The organism is Alicyclobacillus sendaiensis NBRC 100866 (assembly GCF_001552675.1).
In the GTDB taxonomy this organism is placed as follows: Bacteria; Bacillota; Bacilli; order Alicyclobacillales; family Alicyclobacillaceae; genus Alicyclobacillus; species Alicyclobacillus sendaiensis.
In genome coordinates, this window is sequence record NZ_BCRQ01000002.1 from 16,317 (window position 1) to 42,323 (window position 26,007).

The window sequence follows — 26,007 nt, forward strand, 5'->3', positions numbered from 1 at the left end:
GTGTGGACGATGAATGAACCCTTTCACGGAAGTGTCCCGGACGAACGGGCGGAAGACATCGTGTGGAAACACGACGGGCCTGCGTTCGCGATTCTCACCGCCGAACACCCCTCCGGCTTCGCGGGCTCCAGGCGGTATTTTCGGGATATCATCGCCGCTGGGCAAAAGCGAGGATGCCTCGTCTACATCGTGACGCCGCCATCCGTATCGGAGGGCGTTTGGTGGCAGGGGTATGTGCGGTTGGGCTACCGCAATTGGAGGCGGATGTGGCTGCCTCGCCCGCTCGCGGTTTACAACCGCATCCCGAACAGGGCGCTTGAGGCGAGCGCTGCCGTTCAACGCGCACGGGCGACGCTCCAAGCCATGGGGATCCCGTTCTTCAACCACCGCTACTTTAACAAGGCGAAGATCTACGAGGCCATTCGGAGCGCGGGGCTCGGCCATCATCTGCCGGAGACGCAGGTCTTCGAGGGTACGGGATCGGTCGTGGATCTGCTGAGCCGTCATGAGGCGGTCTATCTCAAGCCGGTGGGCGGCAGCATCGGCCGGGGCATCGTGCGGGTCGAGCGCCGGGGCACGTCGTTCGACGTTTGGACGCAGCGCAGCACGCGGGCAGAGCATTGGGCGATTCACGACCTGCGGGAGTTGGACGAAGCGCTGCGCCGGGCGCGCCTCCCCGGCGTCTACGTGGCGCAAGCGGCCGTACCCGTCATTCGGTTCGAGGGACGGCCGTGCGACGCGCGCGTGCTCCTGCAGCGCCCAGGGGCGCACTGGAAGGTGGTGGGATACGGGATTCGCGTCAGCGGCGCTGAAAGCATCACGAGCCACGTTCCGAACGGAGGACGGATTGCGGACCGGTGGGTGGTCCTGCGTCACGCGTTCGGTTCCCGCAGCGAGGAGGTGGACGCTCGGCTCATCTCGTTCGCCCAGTCCGCGGCGGCTGCGATTGAACGGTCGATGCCCGGGCACGTGCGAGAGATGTCCATCGACGTCGGACTCGACGAGGCCGGACATCCCTGGTTCTTTGAGGCGAACGCGAAGCCCATGCGGTTTGACGAGCCGGACATCGCGCGGCGCGCGAGCGCAGGCGTGATCGAGATCTTGCGCGATCTCGCCAACGTCTCTCGCTAGACAAGCGGCCACGGCAGCAGAAAGCGTTGCTTGCCCTTCGTCACATACTGGATCTGGTGCAGGGGAATGTAATGCCATTTGCTATCGTACACCAGCAGAGCTCGATGGGATTGAAGAATCTCGTCGATCTCCGGAAAGTCGCTGGCGTACGATTTTTTATTGGGCGAGACCACGGCCCCGTCCAGCGGCTCCTCGCGAAAGGCGACGTGCACCTCAAACGTAGGAATGTTCACTTTCTCCGACATGATGAAGTCCTCACCACGTTTATACGCTTTACTGCTTATGGTATCATGTGAGATTAGATGTGCAAGATGAAACCACCCTTCCACACGACGGAGTGTTGAAATATGGAGAACTTGATTCGCCTCGCGCGCGAGGGAAGGCTCGAGAAGGGCCTCGGCCTCGTGTTCGGGCAGACGCATCGCCCGAATCAGGCGGTGCGCGTGTCCTACGACGCGGAGGCCCTCACGCGCGCATATCGCGTGGGTCGAAAACCAAGCGGGGAGCCGTACCGATTTTTGATTCGCACGTACGGCTGCCAGATGAACGAGCACGACACGGAGGTCATGGCGGGCCTCCTCACGGCCATGGGTTATGAGCCGACGCAGGATGTGGAGGAGGCCGATTTCATTCTCTTCAACACGTGCGCGGTTCGCGAAAACGCAGAGGAAAAGGTGTTTGGCGAGATTGGCCGCCTGCGGCCTCTCAAGCGCCAGAATCCCGAGCTCATCTTCGGCCTGTGCGGCTGCATGGCGCAGGAGAAGGGCGTGCAGCGCATGGTTCGGGAGAAGTACCCGTGGATTGATCTCGTCTTCGGCACGCACAACATCCATCGCCTCCCGGCGCTCCTCTTCGCCGCCCGCGCCTCGCAGGAGACGGTGATGGAGGTCTGGGAGAGCGCGCCGGAGACCGTGGAGGACTGGCCGAAGCTGCGCAAGGACCGCGTGCGCGCTTGGGTCAACATCCAGTACGGGTGCAACAAGTTCTGCACGTACTGCATCGTCCCGTATACGCGCGGCGTCGAGCGGAGCCGGCTGCCCGAGGACGTCCTGCGCGAAGTGGCAGAATTGGTCCGCGAAGGGTATCAGGACATCACGTTGCTCGGGCAAAACGTGAACGACTACGGTGTCGATCTCGGCACGACCAACTTCGCTCGCCTCTTGCGCCAGGTCAATGCGGTGCCCGGCGTCGGCTGGATCCGGTTCACGACCTCCAATCCGTGGAATTTCACGGATGAGCTGATCGACGCCATCGCCGAATCGGAGAACGTGGTCGAACACATCCACCTGCCCGTGCAGTCCGGCAACAACGAGATTTTGCGCCGCATGAACCGCTCGCACACGCGCGAGTACTACCTGCGGCTGGTCGAAAAGATCCGCAGCCGGATTCCTGGTGTGTCCATCACGACCGATCTCATCGTCGGCTTTCCTGGAGAGACGGAGGCGCACTTTCAGGACACGCTGCGCCTGGTGCGAGAGGTGGAGTTCGACAACGCCTTCACGTTCATCTACTCGCCGCGGGAGAACACGCCGGCAGCGCGGTGGAAGGACGAGACGCCGCTCGAGGAGAAAAAGGAGCGCCTCCTGCGGTTGAACGAGGTGCAAAACGAGGTGAGCCGGCGGCACAACGAGAAGCTCCGGGGCGCGCTCGTCGAGGTCCTCGTCGATGGCGAGAGCAAGACCAACCCGGACGTGCTCTCGGGGCGCACGCGGACCAACAAGTTGGTGTTGTTCCGCGGCGATAAGTCGCTCATCGGGAGGCGTATCCGCGTGCGCGTGACGGAGCCGCAGACGTTTTTGCTGAAGGGCGAGATCGCGCAGGTGGAAGAGGTGGTCTCGTGATGGCCGTCGCGACGCGTGTCGACACGGAGGCGATTCTGGCCGTCGCGGACGAACTCGCGGAGATGATCCGCCGCTCGGACGAGTGCCGCTCGTACTGGCGCGCGCGAGAAAAGATGGAACGCAACCCGCGGGCGCAGCGCCTGTTTGACGAGCTCAAGAAGAAGACGAACGGGCTCTGGACGCTCCGCGACAGGCTCGGGGAATCGCACGACAAGTACCTGCGCATGAAGCAGGAGACGGATGCCCTCTGGGAGCGGCTGTACGAGATCCCCGTGGCGCTTCAGTACAAGGCTTGGCAAGACGAGCTGAATGCGCTCGTGCAGGAGGTCATTGAGGTCATCTTGGCGAATTTGCACGGGACGCTTCCCGTCGAGCGGGGGCCGCGCCTGTGCGGAAGCGGCGGGTGTTCGGGAGGTTGTGGCGGGTCCTGCCACGCGGGCGCGGGAAGGTGAGGAGGTCGACTCGTGAGCCTGACGCCGATGATGCGGCAATACCGCGAAATCAAGTCCAAGCTCGACGGCGACACGCTCTTGATGTTCCGCCTGGGAGACTTCTACGAGCTGTTTTTCGAAGACGCCGTCGTCGCGAGCCAGGCCCTCGACATCACGCTCACGGGGCGCGATGCGGGCGAAGCCGGGCGGGTGCCGATGTGCGGCGTGCCTCATCACGCGTTGGACGGGTATCTGGAGCGGCTCATTGAGCAGGGATTTCGCGTGGCCATCTGCGATCAGGTCGAGGACCCGAAGGCGGCGAAGGGGCTCGTGCGGCGGGAGATTGTCCGCATCGTCACGCCGGGCACGGCCGTGACGGACGAGTCGGAGGCGCGCTACCTCGCGGCGCTCGCGTGTCGGGATGGCGAAGTCGGGCTTGCGCTCGTGGACGTCGGCGCGGGCGACGTGTGGTTCGGGGACGGGAGCGCCAACGAGGTGCGCGATCACGTCGCCAGGTTTCGTCCGCGCGAGATGCTGATCCAGGGCGACGAGGCCGTACCCAGTTGGCTCGAAGAGGCGGTGCATCGGCAAGGAACCGTCGTGACGCGCGTCCCCGCTCCGCCGGGCGACGCGCTTCTCGTGCACTACGGCGTGACGTCGCCGGAGGCGCTCGGCCTGCGGCCGGGATCGGCCGCGCTTGCCGCCTGCAACATGGCCTTCCAATACCTGAGGGACACGCAGATGGCTGCGCTCTGCCATCTCGGCCCGCCGCGGCCGCTTCGTCAGCCTGGCCGGATGTGGCTGTCGGAGCGCACCATCGAACACCTGGAACTTGTGCCGGCAGGAGGCGGCCGAGAGCGGCGGACGTCCCTGTACGACGTCCTGCGCGAGACGGTGACGGCCGCGGGATCCCGCCTGCTGCGCACGTGGCTGCTTCGGCCGCTCACCGATCGAGCGGCGATTGAGGAGCGGCTCGACGCCGTGACGGCGCTCGCGGACGACTCGCTCCTCCGGGAGGAAATCCGCGAGTCGCTCAGGGGCATGCGCGATCTCTCGCGGCTCCTTGCGAAATGCGCCATCGGCCGCGCCACGCCGCGCGATCTTCTCGCGCTCGCGCACGCCATCGAGAGGGGCGAGGCGGCCATCGCGCTCTTGCCCGAGGACGGCCCGGCGCTTTTCCGCTACTTGACGCGAGACTTGCCTGACTTCCGGCCGCTTGCGGAACACATCGAGCGCGAGCTGGTGGACGATCCGCCTGCGACCGCGGCCGAGGGCGGCATCTTCCGCGATGGCGTGGATGCCGAGATCGACCGCCTGCGTTCGCTGCAATCGGAGGGCCGCACTTGGCTGCGCGAGTTCGAGGCGCGCGAGCGGGAGCGGACAGGAATCAAGTCGCTCAAAATCGGGTACAACAAGGTGTTCGGCTACTACATCGAGGTGTCCAAGCCGAACTTGTCGCTCGTCCCCGCAGAGTACGAGCGCAAGCAGACGCTCGCGGCCGGGGAGCGCTTTACGCACCCTGAGCTCAAGGCGCGGGAGGCGGACATGCTCACCGCGGCCGAGCGCGTGGTGGAACTCGAGCGCGCGCGCTTCGAATCGTGGATCCATCGCGTCCAGGAGCAGGCGGGCGAACTTCAGCGGCTGGCGGAGGTCACGAGCACGCTCGACGTGATCGCGGGGCTGGCCGAATTGGCCGTGAAACGCGGCTACGTCCGGCCCGAGGTGACGGAAGACGTCGGCATGGACATCCGAGAGGGACGGCACCCGGTCGTGGAGGCGTCCATCGGGGCGGAATTCGTGCCGAACGATCTCGTGCTCACGCCCGATGCGCCCATCATCCTCCTGACGGGCCCGAACATGGGCGGCAAGAGCACCTACATGCGCCAGGCGGCGCTCATCGCGATTCTCGCGCAGATGGGCTCGTACGTTCCCGCCCGCTCGGCCCACATCGGCCTCGTCGATCGCGTCTTCACCCGCATCGGCGCCTCGGACGATCTCAGCCGTGGTCAGAGCACGTTCATGGTGGAAATGACGGAGCTCGCGGAGATCCTGCGCGAGGCGAGCGGGCGGAGCCTCGTGTTGCTCGACGAGATTGGGCGCGGCACGTCGACGTACGACGGTTTGTCCATCGCGGAGGCGGTGTTGGAGGATTTGGCCGAACGGCGCGACCGGCCGCTCACGCTGTTTGCGACGCACTACCACGAGCTCATCTCGTTTTCCGAGCGCTTTCCGTGTGTCCGCAATCAGTCCGTGGCCGTGGAGGAAACGGACGCGGGCATTCGGTTCTTGCACACCGTCGTGACGCGCCCGTCCGACCGAAGCTACGGCATCCAGGTGGCCCGGCTCGCGGGTCTGCCGGATCGGGTCATCCGGCGCGCTATGGAATTGTTGGCGGAGCGAGAGGCCAGGCCGGAGGTGGCGGCGGCCGGGGAGGATCGCCGTGAGCGTCGCCCAGGCGCGGCCGTGCGCGAAGATGGCCCCGTGGCGCTCGACTTGTTTTCGGCGCCGTATCGCGATCTCGTCGATTGGCTGGCCGCGCAAGACGTCATGCGGATGACGCCACTCGAGGCGATGCAGGTCTTGCACGAGGCCGCGGAGAAAGCGAGGGATCTGGTCGGATGGGCAAGATCCAGGTAATGCCGAAGGTGATGGCCGACCAAATTGCGGCGGGCGAAGTCGTCGCTCGACCTGCATCGTGCGTCAAGGAACTGGTCGAGAACAGCCTCGACGCCGGCGCCACGCGCATCGAGGTCTCGCTTGCGGAAGGCGGGATCGCCTGCGTGACGGTCACCGACGATGGCGAGGGCATGTCGCCCGAGGACGCCCTGTTGGCGTTCCACCGCCACGCCACGAGCAAGGTGCGTGAACCGCGCGATCTCGCCCGCATCCGCACGCTCGGCTTCCGCGGCGAAGCCCTTGCCGCCATCGCGTCCGTCGCGCGCGTTCGCCTCATCACGAGGGCGCGCGGCGAGGAATCGGGGGTCCTGGTGCGCGTGGAGGGGGGCGAGATGCACCCGCCGGAGCCCATCGGCGCGCCCTTTGGCACGACGCTTGAGGTGCGAGATCTATTCTTCAACACGCCTGCGCGCCTCAAGTATCTCCGCAGCCCGCAGACGGAGCAGGCGAGATCCCTCGAAGTGGTCCAGCGCGAGAGCCTCGCCCATCCCGAGGTGGCTTTTGTATGCAAGACGGAGCGCCAAGTGCTGTTTCAGACGCCAGGGCGCGGGGATGCGCGCGAGGTGTGGGCGGCGCTCTACGGCGTGGGCGAAGCTCGCATGCTCCTCGAGATCGAGGGCGCGGCGGGCGACTGCGCGCTCAGAGGTTACGTGGGCCGGCCGACGCAGGCCCGATCCTCGCGACAGCACGGCTACCTGTTCATCAACGGCAGGCCTGTGCGCAATCCGGCCATCCAGCAGGCGGTAGAGCGCGCCTACGGCGAACGGCTGATGGTGGGGCGCTATCCGGTCTACGCGCTGTACCTGGAGATGGACCCGGCGCTCATCGATCCGAACGTTCATCCACAAAAATGGGAGGTGCGCCTGAGCGAGGAGCGCGACGTCTGTGTGCTCGTCGAGTCGGCCGTTCGCGCGGCCTTGGACAGCGTGATGCTCACGGCGGTGCCGCGCGTGCGGACGAGCCCCCGGCTCGGGTCGCCCGTGCCGCTCCCCTTGCCGGAAGAGCCCGAGCGCCTGCGCAGCGCGCCGCAGGACTCGCCACTCGCCGCGCGGCGGGATGAATCGTCGTACAGGCCGGCGCGGAAGCTGCTGCCACTTGGCCAAGGGGCGGGCCCGGACGTCGCGCCGAAGGAGGCGTGGGCGTCCGCGCTCGCGGTGCGCGAATCGGCGGGCGCGCCGGAGGGCAGTGCCGAGATCGAACCAAAGGCGGACGGCGCGGACGGCGTGCACGAGACCCCCCAGGAGCGGCCCGCGGACTGGCAGCTGCGCCCCATTGGTCAGGCCCTGCGCATGTACATCCTGGCCGAAGATGGGAATGACCTTTACATCATCGACCAGCACGCCGCCCACGAGCGGGTGCTGTACGAGGACCTGCTCGACGCGTGGCAGCGAGGCGATGTCCAGCCGATGCCGCTTCTGGCGCCGCTTGAACTTTCGCTCGCGCCGTCGGCCTTCGAAGAGGTCATGGCCCGCCGAGACGAACTGTTGGCGCTCGGATTCGAGATCGATCCGTTCGGCGCGCACACCGCCGTGGTCCGCACGATTCCCGATTCGTGGCAGGGACTCGATTACGCAGCGCTCCTGCGCGACGCGCTGGACGATGTCGCGTCGATGGGACCGAAGGCGACCGCGCGCGACATCATGCACCGGCTGGCCACCCGAGCGTGCAAGGCGGCCATCAAAGCGCACGACACGCTCACCCTGCCGGAGATGGAGGCGCTCTGCCGACGATTGACCCGCGCGCGGGATCCGTATCACTGCCCGCATGGGCGCCCCGTCTTCGTGCGGATGAGCGAGCGAGACCTGGCGAAATCGTTCCGGAGGATCGTATGACACACGCTTCCAACGAAGATATGCGCATCCTCGTGACCACGCCGCTTCGCCCGAAACCTCATCAGGTGGCGCGCGCGTCCGAGATGGCGCCCTGGTTTGGGGGCGCCGTGGTGCCGAGGCGCGGCCAGAGCATCGCCCATCTGCTCGCGGATGCAGACGCCGTCGTGGTGGTGGGCGATCCGGCCGTCGTGCACGTGCGCGGCGTGGAGCACCCGCTCTTCTTCCACCCGAGCATGGCTCACCAGCGGCTCAGGCGGATCGCGCAGGGAGAGCCCGATCGCCTGCTCGCGCTTGCTGGCGTGTCGCCGGGGGACGTGGTGATTGACGCCACGTTGGGCCTCGGCACCGACGCGCTGGTCTTCGCAGCGGCGGTCGGCGCAAGAGGCCGTGTCGAAGGCGTCGAGCGCTCGCCGGTGTTGTACGGCTTGCTGCGCGCGGTGCAGGTCTACGGCTCCGAAGCCCATCCGCGCGAAGCCGAGCTCCTCAGGCGCGTGCTGCTCGTCCATGCCGATCACGCCGATTGGCTCAGGTCGAAGCCCGATGAAAGCGCCGATGTGGTGTATTTTGACCCGATGTTCCGAGAGCCCGTGCACCAGTCCGCGCACATGCAACCGATTCGGCCCGTCGCCTGGGAAGCCCCCCTCTCCGAAGAGGTGCTGAACGAGGCGAAGCGCGTTGCCCGCAAGGCCGTGATCGTCAAGGAGCGGCCCAAGTCGGGCGTGTTTGAGGCACTCGGCCTTCAGTCCGACCGCACGGCGGGTCGGTTCGCGTACGGGGTATGGAGGAGGCCGCGATGACGGACAAGAAACCCATCGTGTGCGTCGTCGGGCCCACGGGGGTCGGCAAGAGCGAGCTCAGCGTCGAGATCGCGCGGCGCTATGGCGGAGAGGTCATTTCGGCGGACTCCATGCAAATTTATCGGGGGATGGACATCGGGACCGCGAAGCTTCGCCCGGAGGAGATGCAAGGCGTTCCTCATCACCTGCTCGACATCGCCCACCCGGCGGAGAAGTTCACCGTTGCGGCTTGGAAGCGACAGGCGGACGCGGTCATCGACGAGGTGGTCACCAGGGGCCGCCTTCCCGTGGTATGCGGCGGAACAGGGCTTTACGTCCGGGCGCTCCTCGACGATCTCGACTTCTCGCAGACGCCGGAACACGCGCAGCTGCGGGCGGCCCTCGATCGGCGCGCGGAGGAAGAGGGCGTGCAGGCGTTGTACGAAGAGCTGAGCGCGCGGGACCCGGAGCGGGCGAAGCGCATTCATCCGCATGACCGGAAGCGGATTGTCCGCGCGCTCGAAGTGGCCATGGTCCGGGGGACCGGCATGTCGGAGGACTACGATTGGACGCCGCGCCAAGGGCGGTACGAGGCACTCGTCTTGGGCATCACGATGCCGCGCGAGGCGCTGTATCGGCGGATCGACGAGCGCGTGGAACAGATGTGGCGCCGCGGCCTGGTGGACGAGGTGAAGCGCCTCCTCGAGGCCGGCGTGCCGCTTGACGGGACCGCCATGCAGGCCATTGGCTACAAGGAAGTGGTCGCGTATTTGTCGGGCGCCGTATCGGAAGAAGAGGCCATTCGCATCATACAACAGAACACGAGGCGATTTGCCAAGCGGCAGTGGTCGTGGTTTCGGCGCGATCCTCGAGTGCGCTGGTTCGCGAAGGGCGACGATGGCCTGTTTTCGACGGACGAAATAGCGCGATTGTGGGCATGTATCGACCACTTTTTGCAGGATATCGGGTGGTCGACTGCGAATAGATCCAGCACCTGCAGATTGGAGAGTGAATCGTAGCATGTCGAAGTCGTCGGTCAACATTCAGGACACGTTTCTCAATCAGGTGCGCAAAGAGCGAATTCCGGTTATCGTGTACCTGGTGAACGGTTTTCAAATTCGCGGCCTGGTCCGCGCGTTCGACAACTTCACCATCGTGGTGGAGACGGATGGGAAGCAGCAGCTGATTTACAAACACGCCATCTCCACCTTTGCGCCGATGAGGCCGGTATCGCTGGTGCAGCCCGAGCCGAATGCGGAGGTTGATCAGCCAGCCGAATGATGAGAACCGGCGAGGGCTGTTGCGCGTCGGTCGTGTTGGATTTGGAGACGAAAGACGGTTGACAATCCGAGGCGCCCCGTGCTATAGTGATCCTCGCCGCGACAATGCCAGCGTAGCTCAGTAGGTAGAGCAACTGACTTGTAATCAGTGGGTCGCAGGTTCGATTCCTGTCGCTGGCTCCAGACGGTGGAGGGTGAAAGGTTCATCCTCCACAGGTTCCACGCAGGGGCGTAGTTCAGCTGGTAGAACGGCGGTCTCCAAAACCGCATGTCGTGGGTTCGAATCCTGCCGCCCCTGCCATTTCCCCTCGAAATTCCCCGCGCTCCCATAGCTCAGTTGGTAGAGCGCATCCATGGTAAGGATGAGGTCACCAGTTCAAGCCTGGTTGGGAGCTCCAGAGGGCGTTTAGCTCAGTTGGGAGAGCATCTGCCTTACAAGCAGGGGGTCGGCGGTTCGAGTCCGTCAACGCCCACCATATGGAAACTGGAAAAATCCCTTGTGCTGCAAGGGATTTTTGTTTTGCGTCGCCCGGCATGGGCGGTTGCGAACCGGTGAAAGCCTCATGACGAAAAGATCTCCCCTCACGTGAGAACGCTTTCTGCTGCGAGTGAATCGGGCGGCGAAAGGCACCTCTTATCAGGAAATGCATAGAAAATGATGTGAATGTTCAGTAAAAAATTGTTCACCATATGGTAGAAGACTTTTCATCACGGGTTGACCATGCGAACCACGCGTGAGCTATGATACACTACGGTCGTACCGATGGCAGGTCGGACTCGAATCTGTGGTTGAAGGGGTCTTTCTTATGGCGAAAACACCGATTACTGTTGCGTATGGCGACGGCATTGGTCCCGAGATCATGACTGCGACGCTGCGCATCTTGGAAGCTGCCGGTGCGGAGCTCGACTTGGAGACGGTCGAGATCGGCGAGAAGGTCTATAAGCGCGGCATTGACAACGGGATGGATCCCAAGGCTTGGGACAGCGTGCGCAGGACGCGCGTGCTCCTCAAAGCGCCCATTACCACCCCGCAGGGTGGGGGTTACAAGAGCTTGAACGTGACCCTCCGCAAGGCGCTGAATCTGTACGCCAACGTGCGCCCGACGGTTGCGTACAGCCCGTTTGTCGAGACGACGCACCCGAAGATGGACCTCGTGATCATACGCGAGAACGAGGAAGACTTGTACGCGGGCATCGAGCACCGCCAGACGCAGCAGGTGTATCAGTGCCTGAAGCTCATCACCCAGCCTGGGTCCGAGCGGGTCATCCGCTACGCGTTCGACTATGCGCGCGCCAATGGGCGGAAGAAGGTCACGTGCTTCGTGAAGGACAACATCATGAAGTTCACGGACGGACTATTCCACAAGGAGTTCGAACGCATTGCGGCCGAATACCCGGACCTCGAGCACGAGACCTTGATTGTCGATATCGGGGCGGCGCGCCTGGCCAACATGCCGGAGCGATTTGATGTGGTGGTCATGCCGAATTTGTACGGCGACATTCTGTCCGACGTGACCGCCGAGCTGTCCGGTTCGGTGGGGCTCGCGCCGTCGGCGAACATTGGGGATGGGTTTGCGATGTTCGAAGCCATTCACGGCTCCGCGCCGGACATCGCGGGCCAGAACATCGCCAATCCGTCCGGGCTTCTGCTCGCGGCGGTCATGATGCTCATCCACATTGGTCAGCCGGCTGTGGCCGAGAAGGTGCATCTCGCCTGGCTGCGCACCATTGAGGACGGCATTCACACGCGCGACATCTACCGCGAGGGCTCGAGCAAAAAGCTCGTGGGGACGGACGCGTTTGCGGACGCCGTGATCGAGCGCTTGGGCGAGCGCCCGCAAATCTTGAAGCCCGTGTCGTACCGTCAAGACGCGGCTTCCATCGCAAGGCGCACGTGGCAACCGGGGCCGAAGGCCGAGAAGCAGCTCGTCGGCGTGGACGTGTTCCTCGATTGGGGGCCGGGGGCGCCGGACGATCTCGGCAGCCGGCTGAGCCAGATCCACGTGAATGGGTTGAGGCTCGAGGTCATCACCAACCGCGGGATCAAGGTGTGGCCGAACGGTCTGCCGGAGACGTTCTGCACGGATCACTGGCGGTGTCGGTTCCGCAAAGAGGGCGGCGCGCCGGTTCAGGCCGCGGAAGTTGTGGAGTTGCAGCGGAGGATCGTGGACGCGGGGTTCGACGTCATCAAAACCGAAAATCTGTACACGTTCGACGGCGTTCCGGGGTTCTCGGCGGTGCACGGCTGATTGCTGACCGCCCGAGCGGGCGTGTGGCGGAAAGGGGCGTTCTCGAGTGCAGGGCACTCGGGACGCCCCTTTTTCGATTTGGCGGCGAAATTCCACACATGAAAACGGTACAGATGATCCAGGTTAGGGAGTAAAAGGGCAAGTGGCGAGGTGACGGCGCGTTTGGAGCAGGATTTCCTGGCGCGGAGGGCATCCGACGTGGCGAGGCAGATTGCTGAACGCCTGAAGCCATGTCCGGACCTTCGCGTGAAGGCGTGGACTTCAAGGCGCCATCGCGGCGTCGCGGTGTGGCTCGAAGGGCTTGTCGATCCCGACCGATTGCAGGAGGCGCTCGTATCGCTGCGCGAGCGTGGATGTGAGGGGCAGGCGAGTGGGAACCCTGGCGTCCCGTCGGAAGAGGTGCGGACCCTCACCGCGGCGGTGCGGGCCGTCCTCGATGGGTGTGCCGTGATCGCCCGAGACGGGGCGAGTGGGGCGCGCGCGTGGCGGCTCAGCGCAGCGCCAGCCCGGTCCGTGGAGCGATCGGAAAACGAGCCCACGTTACACGGACCGCAGGAAGCGTTGATCGAGAGCCTGGCCGTCAACCTGGCCATGGTGCGCAAGCGCCTGAAGTCGCCGCGGTTGAAAATCGAGACGTTCACCGTCGGCGAGACGGCTCCGTGCGACATCGCGGTCCTGTATGAAGCCGGCATGGCGAAGCCCCACCTGGTGCAGGAGGTTCGCAGGCGCATCAGCCGGATCCGCGTCGACTACGTCGCGGACAGCAACGAGGTGCGCGAGTTCATCAACGACCCGCGCTTCTCGGTGTTCCCGACGACCGAGGAGACCGAGCGGCCGGATCGCGTGGTGGCCGGGCTGATGGAGGGGCGCGTGGCCATCATCGCGGACGGATCGCCGACATGCCTCATGGTGCCGGTCACCTTCGCGATGAATCTGAGCTCTCCGGAAGATTATTACATGCACTACTCCCTTGCGCTGCCGCTTCGCCTGCTGCGGCACCTCATGTTCTGGAGCGCCGTGCTCTTGCCGGCGCTCTACGTGGCGCTTGTGACGTACAACCAGGACCTTTTGCCGACGCCTCTTTTGGTGAGCGTGGCCGCGCAACACGCGGGCATTCCGTTCCCAACCATCATCGAGGCGCTCGGCATGATGATCGCTTTCGAGGCGCTTCGCGAGGCCGGCACGCGCTTGCCTCGCGCGGTGGGCTAGTCGGTGAGCATCGTCGGCACGCTCGTGATCGGCGACGCGGCCGTGCGCGCAGGGCTCGTGTCCCCGGGCATGGTGATCATCGTGTCGGCCACGGGCGTGGCCTCCTTTACGCTGCCTGCCCTGGGCCTCGTGCAAGCGGCCAGAGTGCTCCAGTTTCCGTTTGTGCTGGCCGCGGGGCTGTTCGGTTTGTACGGCGTGCTTATGCTGGGCATGGCGCTTTTGGGCCGCATGGCCTCGCTTCGGTCGTTCGGCGTGCCCTATTTCGCGCCCATCGCGCCCACCTTCATCCGCGACATGAAGGACGTGATCGTCCGCGCGCCGTGGTGGATGATGCAGGGCAGGCCGCGGCAGTTCGAATCGGTCGAGCGCGAGCGCGTGCCGCAAGATGCCGCGCCCGCGCCGAAGAAGACGCCCTGGTGGAGGTGGCGCCCGTGACGAGGCGCGAGGCGGTTGGCAAGCGTCGGCGCGCGATCTCGGCCGCGATGCTCTGCGCCGCCCTTACGACAGGGTGCGACTATAACGACATCGACCACCTCTACATCGCGACCGGGATGGGCGTGGATCGAGGAAGACATGGCGTGCGCCTGTCCATGGACCTCGTCCAGCCCGGAGGCGCGGGGAACCCGGCGACGGGCGACAGCTCGAACGCGCAGAGCAATGCGCCGGACCGCATCGTGTCGGCGGAAGCGGCGACGTTTGAAGAGGCGATGAGCACGCTGCAGGCGAAGCTGTTTCACGCGCTGTACCTCCAGCACAACGCCCTTGTGCTGTTTTCCGAGGACGCCGTGCGCGACTTCGCGCCCATCGCGGACGCGCTGGAGCGAAATCGACAGCTGCGTCGCAGCCAGCTGTGGGTCGTCACGCCGATGTCCGCTGAATCCGTGTTCCGCGAGTCGACTGGGCAGAGTGAGCCCATCTCGCTGGTGATCCGAGATCTCGTGGACGAGGCGTCGCGCCGAGAGGCGTGCCTCGCGAGCGATGAGCTGCACGTGGTGAAGGCACTGCTTCGGCCCTCGGGTGTCGCCCCGTTGGCGGCCATTGACGAAGGGCCGGACGGGTTGCCGGAGATTCAGGGTCTGGCGTATCTCAGGCGAGATGGGAAGTTGGATACCGTCGATCGCGCGCAGTTGCTGGACAACGCGTGGTGGTTGGGGCGGACGTTGGACGTGCGCGAGGCGGTGCCCTGGAGCTATGGCGGGCACCGGGGCGTCATCGGGGTCCATTGGCTGCGCACTTCCACGCGCCGCGTGGTTGATACCTCCGGCGGATCGCTGAGATTGCGCGTGGTGTGGCGCGGGACGGGCGAGATCGAGCGCTGGCAGGCGAGCGAAGCGATGAGTGCCGACACGTTCGCCGCTCTGGAGCGCGCCATTCGCGAGGACGTCGAACACCGCCTCGCGCGGGCCCTCGATCACGCCCGGGCCGTCGACATGGACGCGTTTGGCCTGGCCAACGCGTGCTCGGAAAAGGGCATCCCACTTCGCCCGGGGGCGTGGAAACGCATTCCGGTTGAGTATGACGTCGAACCTCACCTAGTCCACGGCCAACTCGCCGCCACGACGCCGTTCGCGCGAAGGACCGAAGGGGGCGCGGGATCATCATGACGAGCGTGTGGGCCGTTTTGTGGGCCATCTTCGGCGCCGTCGTGGATGTTCGCAGGTGGGTGCCCAGGTCGTGGCGCGAATGGGTGGTGTGGTTCGTCCTGACGGCGCTCGCCGTCGGCGTCGCCGTGGCGTCGGATCTCCACCTGTGGCCTCCCTTCGGCCCCCTCCATCTGTTCGATCTCGCATTTTCCGGCCTAAGCTCGTGGCTGTACGGCGGCAGAACCGGGCTGAAGGAGGCGTGACGATGGTTCAGGTTTCTCGTTACCAACTCATCCTCATGCTCATCTGGACCGTCCTCGGAACCGGCATCGTCACGATGCCAGGGACCATCGCCCAGTTCACGCTCCGCGACGCATGGATTGCAGGTTTCGGCTTGATGCTCGGCGCCGGGATGTGCGCGGTCATTGCGCTCGCGCACGTGCGCCTGTTTCCCGGGCGAACGCTCACGCAGGCCGCCATCGACGCGCTTGGCCCCGTGATTGGCCGCGCCTACGGCATCTGGTTCCTCGCGTACGGCTTCGTGACCTTGGCCACCATCGGCCGCGAGATGAGCGCCTTCATCGGCATCTCCGTGCTGCCCAACACGCCGGACTTCCTGGTCAGCGCCATCGCCTTTGCGGTATCCATGTACCTCGCCTATCTCGGCATCGAAGTGGTGGCGCGCGTGAACGAGTTCATCCTGCCGCTCGCCGCCGTGGTCTCTCCCGTCCTGTTCCTGCTCGCGGCGCGGTTGTTTGACCCCTCGCCCTTTCAACCATTCTTGGGCGATCCCGCCGTGGACGCGTGGCGCGCAGCTGTGGTGCCCGCCTTCGCGTACGGCCTGGAGTTTGCCATTGCGCTGCAGTGGGTTCCTGCTCTCCGCACGCCGCGCACGCTGCCGTGGGACATCGTCATCGCCGGGGCCATCAGCGCCGTGGCCCTGTCCGCCCTGGTGACGCTCACCGTGGGCGTCCTCGGCGAACCCGCCCGATATTTGAATTACCCCGTACTTGAACTCGTGCGCGCCATCCGCCAAGGCAAATTCGTCGAACGGTTGGACACGCTGTACGTCATGGGCGTGTCCATCACGCTGGTCCTGAAGCTTGCGACGTTTCAACTCGCCGTTGGCGAAGCGGTGAAAGACGTGAGTGGATCGCACGAGCGCACGTGGATTCCCGTTCCCGTTGCGCTGCTTGGATGGTCGCTGTCCAACTATCTGTTTCGCAATGTCTTTGACGTGACGAACTTTATCGTGCGCGTGGTCCCTGGCTATCTTCTCACCACCGCCGTACTCCTGCCAGGCGTTCTCTACGGGATCCGCGCCGTGCAGACGGTCGGCGCCAAGCAGCGGCGCGCGCTCCGGGACACATAAAAACGTGGATTCCAAGGCATGGATAGGATGGGATACACCCATGGACGAAGAGACGGAGGAGATGCCATGCGACAGTCGGCCGAGCCCTTGGTGAGTCAGCCCATCAGCCGCACCCTGGAGCACAACGTCAACTACATCAACCAACTCCTCGGCATCGGCACCACGTGGGACATCATGGCCAAGCCGTTCCGGTACGGCCGCCTGAATATGATGTCGTACGTGACCAACGGATTTTTCCTGACGATGAACGTCGTCCTCGTGCTCGACAGCTTCCACCGGAACGTCGAGGCGTTCGAGCGCGAACACGAGGGTCGAACCTACGACATCGAGGAATTGGTGTTCTACCTGAACACGCACATCGATTTCGTGCAGGTTCAGGTGATCGACCAGATGTCGGACGCGGTCCGCTTCATTCTCTCGGGGCCGCTTGTCACGTTCATCGACGGGTACGACAAGGTCCTCGTCGTCGACACCCGCGTGTATCCCATGCGGGGAATCGAGCCGCCCATGATTGAACGCGTGGTTCGCGGAAACCACGACGGATTCACCGAAACCATGCTCATGAATACCACGCTCATCCGCCGCCGGCTTCGGGATCCGCGCCTTCGCAACGAACTGTATCAGGTGGGCGATCGCGGCCAGACCGACGTAAGCCTCATGTACTTGAAGGACGTGGCCGATGAGGAGACCGTGTCGGCCATCCGGGAGCTTCTGCGGAGCATCAAGACGGGCGGCATGATGATGGGCGAGCAGCAGTTGGTCGATCTCATCGGCAAGGTGAAGTGGAATCCGTATCCCATCGTGCGCTACACGGAACGGCCGGACGTCGCGGCCACGGCGCTCATCGAGGGACATGTCGTGATTGTGGTCGATGCCACCGCCGAGGTGATCATCGCGCCCACGACGTTCTTTCAACACATTCAGCACCCGCAGGAATACCACTCGTTTCCTCTGGTTGGGACGTACCTGCGCTGGATCATCATCATCGCGGTCTTCATGAGCGTGTTTCTGCCGGGCATCTTCTTGTTGGTGAACCAGCACCCTGGGATGCCCCCCTCCTGGGCCAAGTTCTTCATGGCGACTCGCGCCGATCCCCTGCCACTCTGGGCGCAACTGTTGTTGGCGGAGTTTGCGCTCGACGTGCTGCGGCTCGCCGTGTTGAACGTGCCCGTCACGCTGTCCAACGCGATAGGCATTGTCTCCGCCTTGCTGTTTGGCCAGTTCGCCACGCAAATTCAACTGCTCCAGCCCGAGGTGCTCGTGTACATGGGGTTTGTCATGTTGGCTCAGTACGCGACCTCGTCCTTCGAGCTGGCGTCCGCCAACCAGATGGCGCGCATCTGGATTATGCTGTGGACCGCCGCGCTCAACTGGGGCGGCTTTCTGCTGAGCACGGCATCCTGGTTCCTCCTGCTTCTGACCACCAAATCATTCGGCAAGCCGTATCTGTGGCCGCTCATTCCCTTCACATGGAAGGACGGCATGCGGGACGTTCTCATCCGCTGGCCAGCGAGCGATTTGGGCGGCGTGCCGGCCATTCTGCGCAACCGGCGGCGAGCGCGCTGACCCAAACCGCGAGGCGGGATCGCGATCCGGCCCCTTTTTGGTATAGTGGTCGTGGTTCTACTTCGCTGGGGGTGAAGCCATGATTTTGGTGACAGGCGCGGCCGGATACATCGGCTCGCACACCTGTGTGGCGCTCGTGACGTCCGGTTACGATATCGTCGCCATCGACAATTTCGCGAATTCCAAACCTGAGGCGCTGCGCCGGGTCGCCGAGATCACCGGAACATCGTTTCCCGTGCACTCGGTGGACATGCTCGACGCGAAGGCGCTCGACGACGTGTTTCGCACCTACGAATTTCAAGCCGTCATTCACTTCGCCGGGCTCAAGGCGGTCGGGGAATCGGTGGCGCAGCCGCTTCGTTACTACCGGAACAACCTCGGCAGCACGCTGAATCTGCTCGAATCCATGCTCCGGCATGGCGTCAAGAAAATCGTCTTCAGCTCGTCGGCGACGGTGTACGGCGCTTCGAACGAGATGCCGTTGAAGGAAGACATGCCCATCGCGCCGGTGAACCCGTACGGGCAGACGAAGGCGATGATCGAACAGATCTTGCGCGACGTCGCCGCAGCGACCGAAGATTTTGGTGCGGCGCTGCTGCGCTATTTCAACCCGGTTGGGGCTCATCCTTCCGGCCGGATTGGCGAGGATCCGCAGGGCATTCCGAACAACCTGGTCCCCTACGTCGCACAGGTGGCCGTCGGCAAGCGGCCGGAGGTCGTCGTGTTTGGCGGCGACTATCCGACGCACGACGGCACGGGCGTTCGCGACTATATCCATGTGATGGATCTGGCGTCCGGGCACGTGCGCGCACTCGACTGGGTGTTGTCGCACGCGGGCGCGGAAGCGTTCAACCTAGGGACTGGAAAAGGATCCAGTGTTCTCGAGGTCATTCGGGCCTTCGAGCGCGCGAGCGGACGGAGCATCCCCTACCGCATCGGCCCGCGGCGCCCCGGCGATGCGGCGGTGAGCTACGCGGACCCGTCCAAAGCGGCGCGCGTGCTCGGCTGGAAGGCCACGCAGGATCTCGACGCGATGTGCCGGGATACCTGGCGGTGGCAGTCGCAAAATCCCAATGGCTACGATCCCGCCTGAACAATCCTCAACGCGCCCCGAGAAATGGCAGCCGGCGCATCGCGCGCGCCAACGGTCGGCCGACGACCGGGATCCGGGCGATCTCGTCGACGGTCGCGAGGCCGAGATACATCGCCGCGATCACGTACGTGGCCATGCCAAGGGCGGTACACAGCGCGAACTGAGCCCAAGGCGCCTGTTGATCTGCGCCGTGCTGGACGCTGCTCATGGGCAGCCAGGCGATCACCGCGGCCAGCGCCATCTTGAAGCTCATCCAGAGGTCGAGGTCGAGATGGTGATACCGCCTCACGGCGAAGATGGCGAGCATGGCGGAAACGATGCCGCTCACGGCCACGGCCGACGCCAGTCCGCGAACCCCCTGATGTCCCGCGGCGACGAATTCGTAAATGCACCCGAGGCGGACGGCGCTCGAGACAAACGTGATGATGGTCGAGGCGAACGCCCGGTTCAGGCCTTGAAGAACGGCGAAGAGCGGATCGCTCAGGTAAAAGAATAGACACGACGGCGCGAGATACGCGAGGATATGTCCTGCGGTCGGGTTTCGATAGAGGGCCGTCGCCGCGTCCTCGCCCGACGCGATAAAGAGCGCAGCCGCAAACAGCGCCACGAACATGGCTGCGTGGATGGACTGGGCGATGCGGCGCGCGGCGAGCCGATCGTCGCAAAGGGCTTTGGCTTCGGAGATGGCGGGGACGATGACGGAGGAGATTGCGCCAGACAACACGGTCGGCATGAACAAAAGCTCCATGGCCATGCCGAAGGCACCGTACATGGCCGTGGCCTCGCGGCGCGACACCCCAGCCTCGAGAAACGCTTGGTACATGACGGTGGGTTCCGCAGCGAACGCAATGACGCCCAAGACGTTGGCGAGCACGGTCGGCACCGCGACTTGGGCGAGATCGCGCGCGACGCCGTGAGCGGGCCGCGCCGAACGCCCCGGCGTCACCAGCAGGCGCCGGTAGCGGAGCAGATACGCGCCGAGCATGGTGAGATAGCCCGCGAGTTCCCCGACGCCCCCGCCGATGACGAGCGCGAGCGCGCCGTATCGCACGCCCCAAGGGCTCATCCAAAGCATGAGCGGCACCGACGCCGCCGCGCGCACCGTGGTCTCCACGATCCACGCGAGCGCAGGCGGCGTCTGATTTTGAATGCCCATATAAAAGCCGCTCAAGACCGACGAAAGGCAGACGATGGGGATGCGAAAGATCATCGCGAGAAACGCGGGGATGGCCCGTGGGTCCATGAAGCGGTGCAGGTGGGGCGACAGCGCAAAGGCGAGGCACACCATGGCCAGACCGGAGACGGCGCACCACGCGTTCGCGGTGATCCACGCCTTGCGCGCGCGCGCGACGTCTCCGACGGCGAGATTCTCCGCAATGACCTTCGAGACCGCGGGTGGGAGTCCAAACGTGGCGAGGGTCACGAGCAGAAAGTACGGCGGACTGATGGTCTGGAAGAGCCCGAAACCTTGGGCACCCATGGTTCTCGCCATGACCATCTGGACGGTCAACGCCATGGCGCGCGTGACGATGCCGGCGAAGGCTAGCACGGCCGCGCCGTGCAAAAACGACTGTCGGCTTCTGGTCATCGCTTCCACCCCACATTTCCGTCAACGAAAGGGTATGTCACATCGGCTGGACAAAGACCTCGAATTCGACGAGCGTCGGAAGGCAGGTTCAGTTCCACCAATCGCTTGAAGTGCATTTGAACTCGGTGCGCTACCCTCGTGTCAGAAAGAGGCGGAGGCGAACATCCCTGCGGGGCTCGTTGCCGCGCTATCGCCGATAAGCGAAGAGAAATACGGGGGAAGCGGTAGATGAAAGTGAAGATGCTGGCCATGTCTGCCGCGGTTTGGCTCGCGGCAGTGGGTGTGACGGGATGTGGAACCGTCGGCGGGCCCGAGGCGGAGGGCGCGGCCGACGTGGCCGTGCGAGCGTTTGGCAACGACGTCCAGACACCGTCGACGGGATCGACGTCGGGCGCGGGGGGAAACACTACGGCGACGTCCGGGGGCGTGGCGGGCAATTCGGCAGACGCCGAGAGCCAGCCTTACCCCGTGGTCAACACGCATGTGCCTCCGAAGGTGTACGGGATGAGGAAGTTCCCGTACCCGTACGACGCGATGCTCGCCATCTCGTCCGACGCGGACAGCGAAACCTTGCGGAAATTCAACCTGATTCACGAGTTCATCAATACCACGCAGATGACACCGCTTGGCAAGGGGCTCGGGCTCGATTTCGCGGATTCGTTCTTTATGTACAACGAGGACAACTTGCCCGGAGATGTCGACATCCATCACGAGCCGATGTCCGACGAACTGAGTTGGTTCAAAGGCGTCTCGGATCAGCCGTACGCAGCATCCATTCTGAACCATTACATCCACGTCGGCTGGATTGACACGATGCACACCTTCGGCGACTTCAGCGAGCGGAATCAGAACGAGACGCTTTTCTCCCGGAAGCTCGCCATTCAGGCCATTGACGCGCTGAAAGCGGACGGAGACTACCTCACGGTGTGGACGGACCACGGCAACAAGTCGAACGTGGACAACTTCGGGGATTACGGCCGAACGCCGTTTTACAACTATCAGCAGGGCGCCAATCCGTGGTCGAAATACTACCACACCGATATCACCATCCCGTACGGCATTCGGTTTGTCTGGCCGGACGGCGCGAGCGATGAGTTCGGCATGAGTTCCATGATCTATCCGCTGCGGCTGCCGGACGGCCGGGAGGTGTGGGGATTTTGGCGCTACACGTGTGAGGCATTTAACGCCAAGGGAGATCCGGAGTGGAACTGGACGCCGTTTGGCCTCGACGAGCAGTTGTCGCCCGCTCATCTCCGCGAGATCGAAATCCATCACGACTATTCCATCGTGGCGCAGCACCTCTGCGGGACGACCTATCCGGGGGTCTTGCCCCAGACGGCGGTGCAGGCACTGCGGCGGTTGGCGCAGCAATACTACGAGGGGAAGATCCTCGTCACCCGGACGAGCCGCCTGCTCAACTACAACGTGGTGCAACAGTATGTGTCGTATCGCGTGACGTACCAGGATGGAAAGGCGTACATTCACATCCTGGCGACTCTGGATCCCGTGTTTGGCGCGTACGTCCCGACCGTCGACGATATCCGCGGTTTGACGTTTTACACATCGAATCCCGCGGAGACCGTCATCGAAATCCGCAATACCCCGGTTTCGGCCAACCTGATTCAGGAAAACCGCTCGGACGGTGTGGCGCCGAGCATCGGCATCAAGTGGTGGCCCGTCGACACCGCCAATTACGCCGAGACCGCTCCAGGCGTCTATTAAATCGGCGACTCGACGAGCGAACGCTTGTGGAGGCCGTCCCCTGGTCTCGCGGGGGGCGGCCTCTCTTCATGCGGTTCGCATGGGCGATCACCCATGGGCGCGCACGCGCATACCCTGTGGCGTGGGTCGGCGCTGCCGGCCAAGTGAGGGGTGACACGCGAATGACACCACGAAACACGGGTCGCAGAACCGCGCGTGCGGTGGACACCCGGAAAGCTGCGGGCGTGATCGACCTGTACGAGCGAGGCCATATCGATCTGAACGACGCGCTCGCCAGGATCTCAGGCGTCGACGACCCGATGGTCTCGGCCGCGCCGCCGATTGACAAGCGGCGCATGCACGAGCTGCTGCGCGAACTGGACGATCTCGTCGGGCTCGACGAGGTCAAACGGGTGGTGCGCGAGATCTTCGCGCTCGTGTACGTGCAGCAGTTGCGCAAGGAGCATCGGCTGAAGGCCGATCCGACGGTGCTTCACATGATCTTCTACGGAAATCCCGGCACGGGCAAGACGACGGTCGCTCGCATCCTCGCGCGCATGTTTCACGAGTGCGGCCTGCTGGAGAAGGGGCATCTGGTGGAGGTGGAGCGCGCGGACCTCGTCGGCGAATACATCGGCCACACGGCGCAGAAGACCAGGGAGCAGATTCAAAAGGCCCTTGGCGGTGTGCTCTTCATTGATGAGGCGTACTCGCTCGCGCGCGGGGGAGAAAAGGATTTCGGCCGGGAAGCCATCGACTGCCTGGTCAAGGCGATGGAAGATCACAAGCACGAGCTGATTGTGATCCTGGCTGGCTACGAGCGCGAGATGCGCTGGTTTTTGAGTACCAACCCGGGTCTGCCAAGCCGGTTTCCGATTCAGATCCGCTTTCCGGACTACAGCGTGGATCATCTCGTGCAGATTGCGAAAAAGATCCTCGCCGCGAGAGACTACCGCATGACGGCCGAGGCGGAGTGGGCGCTCCGCAGCCTGCTCCAGCGCGCGCTCCGCGAGCCACGGCTCGAACCGTTCTCGAACGCCAGGTTTGTTCGCAACCTGGTGGAGGGGGCCATTCGGCGTCAGGCCGTGCGCCTCTTTGAAGAAGCAAGGCCCAAGCGGGACGCCCTCATGCTGATCGAGGCGCGGGACTGGCAAGGAGGCGAGGCGCGATGAGCGACGTCGTCGTGATCGGCCGCACCAACGCGGGCAAGACCTCCGCGTGTCTTCGCCTGGCGCGCGCCCTTGGCGTGGAAGATTTGGTCTGGATGGTGGAGCGAACGGACGGTGGAAAGGAACGGCGCAGGCTGCCCATCCGCGAGGCCGAGCGCTGGCTCACGTCGGGGGAGCCCCATTCGACCACATCGCTCCAGACGCTCACCATTCCCGTGGCGAGGGGAAAGGTGAACCGGTCGGTCGACATCGTCGACAGCACCGGATTGGCGGACGGCCGCGTCGGGGACGAGCGGGTCCGCCGCGCGATGGGCCAGACGCTCCGCGCGTTGATCTCGGCCAAGGCCGTGTTGCACGTAGTCGACGCGGCGGAAGTCGGGCGCTCGCTCGAGGCTCGCGCAGCGCCCTTTCACGCTCTGGACGAACAGCTGGTGGCGATTGGGCGCACGAAGGCGTTTTACCTTGTGCTCGCCAACAAGATCGATTTGCCTTTCGCGGAGCGAGGCGTCGCATGGTTGCGGGGGCGCCTCCACGACGCGCGCGTGATCGCCACGTCCGCCAAGACGGGTGCGGGCTTTGACGAGGTGAAGCGATATGTATGGAAGTTGGCTTGATCTCGTTCGCCTCTTTGGTGCGCTGCTCTTGGCCGGCCTTGCGGTCAAGTGGATGGACGACGTCCTCGACGTGGACTACGACCTCTGTCAGGGTCAGCGCACGCTCGCCGCGCGATTCGGCCGGGCGGCCCTTCCTTACGCCATGGTCGTCATGGCGTGCGCTGTGGCGCTCGCCCAATCGCCGGCCATCGCGGCGTTCTTGGGGGCGTACGCGGTCGGGATGTTTGCGCGGCCGTTCGAACGGCTGCCATCCCAACTCCCGGCGTGGGCGGAAAGCCTCGTCGCGCTCTGCCTGTGTTCGATCATCGTCGGCTGGCGGGGCGCTTTGTGGGCCGCATCCTTCATGCTCGCCGTGGACTGGCTGGACGATCTCGTCGACCGTTTTCGCGACGCGGCGACCGGCCAATGGAACGCGGTGATTCGCTTTGGCCTCGTGGAAGCGTTGCTCGTCATTCTCGGCGCGCTCGCCGTCGCCATCTTTTCCGAGGTGATCTGGAGCCTCGTCGGACTCGTCGCCTTGGCCGCGGTCACGGTCGTATCCGAGATGACGACGTCGAAACTGGTGCCGGAAGATAGGGGGGAGGGGCCATGGTCGCGTCTCTCGTGACGGGGCTCGTGCTCCTGCTCGCCGCCCTGTCGTACCACGCCGGGCGCCGCGCGGGATTTGAATCGGGGCGTCGGGTCGGCTGGGCGGAAGCGCCGCTCGCGCTCCGCATGCGCTATCAGCTTGATGCGCGCTGCCCGATCTGCGATGATAGCGAAGGATCAAGCGGCGAGGAGGCAGAGCGCGAGAGCTGTGGAAGATGAGAAGGCCGTACTTCTGGTGTGGCAGCGCGACGACGAGTCGCCGGACGACCTTGCGTATCGCGTCGAGGAGTTGACGGGGCTGTGCGCAGCGGCCGGCGCGACCGTGGTGGGATCCGTCGTGCAGCGGCGCAGATCCCCGGATGCCCGTTGGTACCTGGGTCAAGGCAAGGTGGAGGTGCTCGGTCGGCTGGTGGAGGCGACGAGTGCGGACCTCGTGGTGGCGGACGGCGAACTGCGGCCTACGCAGGCGCGCAACTTGGAGGACGCCGTGGGCCGGCGCATCGTCGATCGCACCGTGCTCATTCTCGACATCTTTGCCCGCAGGGCCGTGAGCCGCGAAGGGAAACTTCAGGTCGAGATCGCCCAACTCAAGTACCTGCTGCCACGGCTTGCCGGGCGCGGCGCGGCGTGGTCGCGGCTCGGCGGCGGCATCGGCACGCGCGGACCGGGCGAGTCGAAGCTCGAACTCGACAGGCGGCGGATTCGCGCGCGGATCGCCAAACTGGAGCGCGATCTCGCCGAGCTCGCCGCGCATCGATCGCGGCTTCGGCAGCGCCGGGTCCGCGACAGCGCGGTGGTGGCGCTTGTCGGGTACACGAACGCCGGCAAGACCACCGTGCGCGCGCGGTGGGTGGCGGATCGGGGGCGAACGGCGGAAACCTTCGGGCGGGATCGGCTGTTTGACACGCTCGACGTCACGGCGCGGCGCGTCTTTGCGCGAAGCGGGGAGCCCTACGTCGTGACGGACACGGTCGGGTTCGTGGAACACCTGCCGCACCACTTGGTCGAGGCGTTTCGCTCGACGCTCGAGGAAGTGGTGTACGCGGACGTGGTTGTCCTTGTGGTGGACGCGTCACGCGCTCCGGAGCGGCATCTGCGGGCGACGCGCCAGGTGCTTGCGGATCTAGGGGCGCTGGACAAGCCCATCATCACGTTTTACAACAAGATGGATCTCGCAGCTTGGCAGCCGCCGCCGGATCTCGAGTCACAACAGACGGTGTACGGAAGCGCCGTCGGCGGGAACCTGGAGCCGCTGTACCAGGCGGTCGAGGCGAGGCTGCAGCAAGCAAAGGAGAAGGCGGACTGAGG

Annotated in this window: 22 protein-coding genes, 4 tRNA genes and 1 pseudogene; 25 read left to right on the top strand and 2 right to left on the bottom strand. The window is 64.6% G+C overall.

The window, feature by feature from the left end; genetic code table 11:
* Positions 1-9 precede the first annotated feature (9 nt).
* Positions 10-1,131, top strand: a complete 1,122-nt coding sequence (locus AS26_RS00675) for a YheC/YheD family endospore coat-associated protein (RefSeq protein ID WP_062305315.1) — start codon at positions 10-12, stop codon at positions 1,129-1,131.
* Here AS26_RS00675 and AS26_RS00680 read toward each other — a convergent pair.
* Positions 1,128-1,376, bottom strand: a complete 249-nt coding sequence (locus AS26_RS00680; protein WP_062305317.1) for a hypothetical protein — start codon at positions 1,374-1,376, stop codon at positions 1,128-1,130. The two genes, AS26_RS00675 and AS26_RS00680, sit on opposite strands and share 4 nt — an antisense overlap.
* A 102-nt stretch (positions 1,377-1,478) precedes the next feature.
* On the opposite strand from AS26_RS00680, the gene miaB reads away from it, so the two are divergent.
* The 18 genes and pseudogenes from miaB (at position 1,479) to galE (ending at position 19,039) form a co-directional block, all read left to right on the top strand.
* Positions 1,479-2,972, top strand: a complete 1,494-nt coding sequence (gene miaB / locus AS26_RS00685) for a tRNA (N6-isopentenyl adenosine(37)-C2)-methylthiotransferase MiaB (RefSeq protein WP_062305318.1) — start codon at positions 1,479-1,481, stop codon at positions 2,970-2,972.
* A complete protein-coding gene (locus AS26_RS00690) occupies positions 2,972-3,424 on the top strand; it encodes a YlbF/YmcA family competence regulator (protein WP_062305320.1) in 453 nt (150 codons plus the stop codon). Before miaB ends, AS26_RS00690 begins: the two co-directional genes overlap by 1 nt.
* Positions 3,425-3,436: 12 nt before the next feature.
* Positions 3,437-6,040 (top strand): DNA mismatch repair protein MutS, encoded by a 2,604-nt coding sequence (gene mutS, locus AS26_RS00695; protein ID WP_062305321.1) that lies wholly within the window; start codon positions 3,437-3,439, stop codon positions 6,038-6,040.
* A complete protein-coding gene (gene mutL / locus AS26_RS00700) occupies positions 6,022-7,911 on the top strand; it encodes a DNA mismatch repair endonuclease MutL (protein ID WP_245629530.1) in 1,890 nt (629 codons plus the stop codon). Before mutS ends, mutL begins: the two co-directional genes overlap by 19 nt.
* Positions 7,908-8,708, top strand: coding sequence for a class I SAM-dependent methyltransferase (locus tag AS26_RS00705; protein ID WP_062305323.1), 801 nt, complete (start codon positions 7,908-7,910; stop codon positions 8,706-8,708). The genes mutL and AS26_RS00705 overlap by 4 nt, the downstream gene beginning before the upstream one ends.
* Positions 8,705-9,706, top strand: a complete 1,002-nt coding sequence (miaA, locus tag AS26_RS00710; protein ID WP_062305324.1) for a tRNA (adenosine(37)-N6)-dimethylallyltransferase MiaA — start codon at positions 8,705-8,707, stop codon at positions 9,704-9,706. Before AS26_RS00705 ends, miaA begins: the two co-directional genes overlap by 4 nt.
* Before the next feature lies 1 nt (position 9,707).
* Positions 9,708-9,968 (top strand): RNA chaperone Hfq, encoded by a 261-nt coding sequence (hfq, locus tag AS26_RS00715; protein WP_062305327.1) that lies wholly within the window; start codon positions 9,708-9,710, stop codon positions 9,966-9,968.
* Between the two features lie 106 nt (positions 9,969-10,074).
* Positions 10,075-10,150, top strand: a tRNA-Thr gene (locus tag AS26_RS00720).
* 42 nt (positions 10,151-10,192) lie between these two features.
* A tRNA-Trp gene (locus tag AS26_RS00725) sits at positions 10,193-10,268 on the top strand.
* A gap of 21 nt (positions 10,269-10,289) precedes the next feature.
* Positions 10,290-10,365 (top strand) — tRNA-Thr (locus AS26_RS00730).
* Between the two features lie 2 nt (positions 10,366-10,367).
* Positions 10,368-10,443, top strand: a tRNA-Val gene (locus AS26_RS00735).
* A 330-nt stretch (positions 10,444-10,773) separates the two neighbouring features.
* A complete protein-coding gene (locus tag AS26_RS00740; RefSeq protein ID WP_062305328.1) occupies positions 10,774-12,216 on the top strand; it encodes an NADP-dependent isocitrate dehydrogenase in 1,443 nt (480 codons plus the stop codon).
* Between the two features lie 246 nt (positions 12,217-12,462).
* Positions 12,463-13,860, top strand: a pseudogene (locus AS26_RS00745) (spore germination protein).
* A complete protein-coding gene (locus tag AS26_RS00750; protein WP_083515936.1) occupies positions 13,857-15,029 on the top strand; it encodes a Ger(x)C family spore germination protein in 1,173 nt (390 codons plus the stop codon). Before AS26_RS00745 ends, AS26_RS00750 begins: the two are co-directional and overlap by 4 nt.
* Positions 15,026-15,271 carry a hypothetical protein gene (locus AS26_RS00755; protein WP_062305330.1) on the top strand — a complete coding sequence of 82 codons (246 nt, stop codon included), beginning with the start codon at positions 15,026-15,028 and terminating at the stop codon, positions 15,269-15,271. The genes AS26_RS00750 and AS26_RS00755 overlap by 4 nt, the downstream gene beginning before the upstream one ends.
* A gap of 2 nt (positions 15,272-15,273) precedes the next feature.
* The gene (locus tag AS26_RS00760; RefSeq protein ID WP_062305331.1) at positions 15,274-16,380 is read left to right on the top strand and encodes a GerAB/ArcD/ProY family transporter; all 1,107 of its coding nucleotides are present in this window, start codon (positions 15,274-15,276) and stop codon (positions 16,378-16,380) included.
* A gap of 66 nt (positions 16,381-16,446) precedes the next feature.
* Positions 16,447-17,946, top strand: coding sequence for a spore germination protein (locus AS26_RS00765; protein WP_062305333.1), 1,500 nt, complete (start codon positions 16,447-16,449; stop codon positions 17,944-17,946).
* A gap of 79 nt (positions 17,947-18,025) precedes the next feature.
* The gene (gene galE, locus AS26_RS00770; protein ID WP_062305334.1) at positions 18,026-19,039 is read left to right on the top strand and encodes a UDP-glucose 4-epimerase GalE; all 1,014 of its coding nucleotides are present in this window, start codon (positions 18,026-18,028) and stop codon (positions 19,037-19,039) included.
* A gap of 7 nt (positions 19,040-19,046) precedes the next feature.
* Here galE and AS26_RS00775 read toward each other — a convergent pair whose 3' ends face one another.
* Complete coding sequence (locus AS26_RS00775; RefSeq protein ID WP_062305336.1) at positions 19,047-20,627, bottom strand: putative polysaccharide biosynthesis protein; 1,581 nt, start codon at positions 20,625-20,627, stop codon at positions 19,047-19,049.
* A gap of 228 nt (positions 20,628-20,855) precedes the next feature.
* On the opposite strand from AS26_RS00775, the gene AS26_RS00780 reads away from it, so the two are divergent.
* From AS26_RS00780 to hflX, 6 genes are all read left to right on the top strand, one after another.
* Complete coding sequence (locus tag AS26_RS00780) at positions 20,856-22,349, top strand: hypothetical protein (protein WP_062305337.1); 1,494 nt, start codon at positions 20,856-20,858, stop codon at positions 22,347-22,349.
* Between the two features lie 161 nt (positions 22,350-22,510).
* Positions 22,511-23,500: an AAA family ATPase gene (locus tag AS26_RS00785; RefSeq protein WP_062305339.1), complete on the top strand. Its 990-nt coding sequence runs from the start codon at positions 22,511-22,513 to the stop codon at positions 23,498-23,500.
* Positions 23,497-24,111: a GTPase gene (locus AS26_RS00790; RefSeq protein ID WP_062305341.1), complete on the top strand. Its 615-nt coding sequence runs from the start codon at positions 23,497-23,499 to the stop codon at positions 24,109-24,111. Before AS26_RS00785 ends, AS26_RS00790 begins: the two co-directional genes overlap by 4 nt.
* Positions 24,092-24,718 carry a hypothetical protein gene (locus AS26_RS00795; RefSeq protein WP_062305342.1) on the top strand — a complete coding sequence of 209 codons (627 nt, stop codon included), beginning with the start codon at positions 24,092-24,094 and terminating at the stop codon, positions 24,716-24,718. Before AS26_RS00790 ends, AS26_RS00795 begins: the two co-directional genes overlap by 20 nt.
* Positions 24,700-24,918 (top strand): hypothetical protein, encoded by a 219-nt coding sequence (locus tag AS26_RS00800; RefSeq protein ID WP_062305344.1) that lies wholly within the window; start codon positions 24,700-24,702, stop codon positions 24,916-24,918. The genes AS26_RS00795 and AS26_RS00800 overlap by 19 nt, the downstream gene beginning before the upstream one ends.
* A complete protein-coding gene (gene hflX, locus AS26_RS00805) occupies positions 24,908-26,005 on the top strand; it encodes a GTPase HflX (protein ID WP_062305345.1) in 1,098 nt (365 codons plus the stop codon). Before AS26_RS00800 ends, hflX begins: the two co-directional genes overlap by 11 nt.
* Positions 26,006-26,007: the final 2 nt, after the last annotated feature.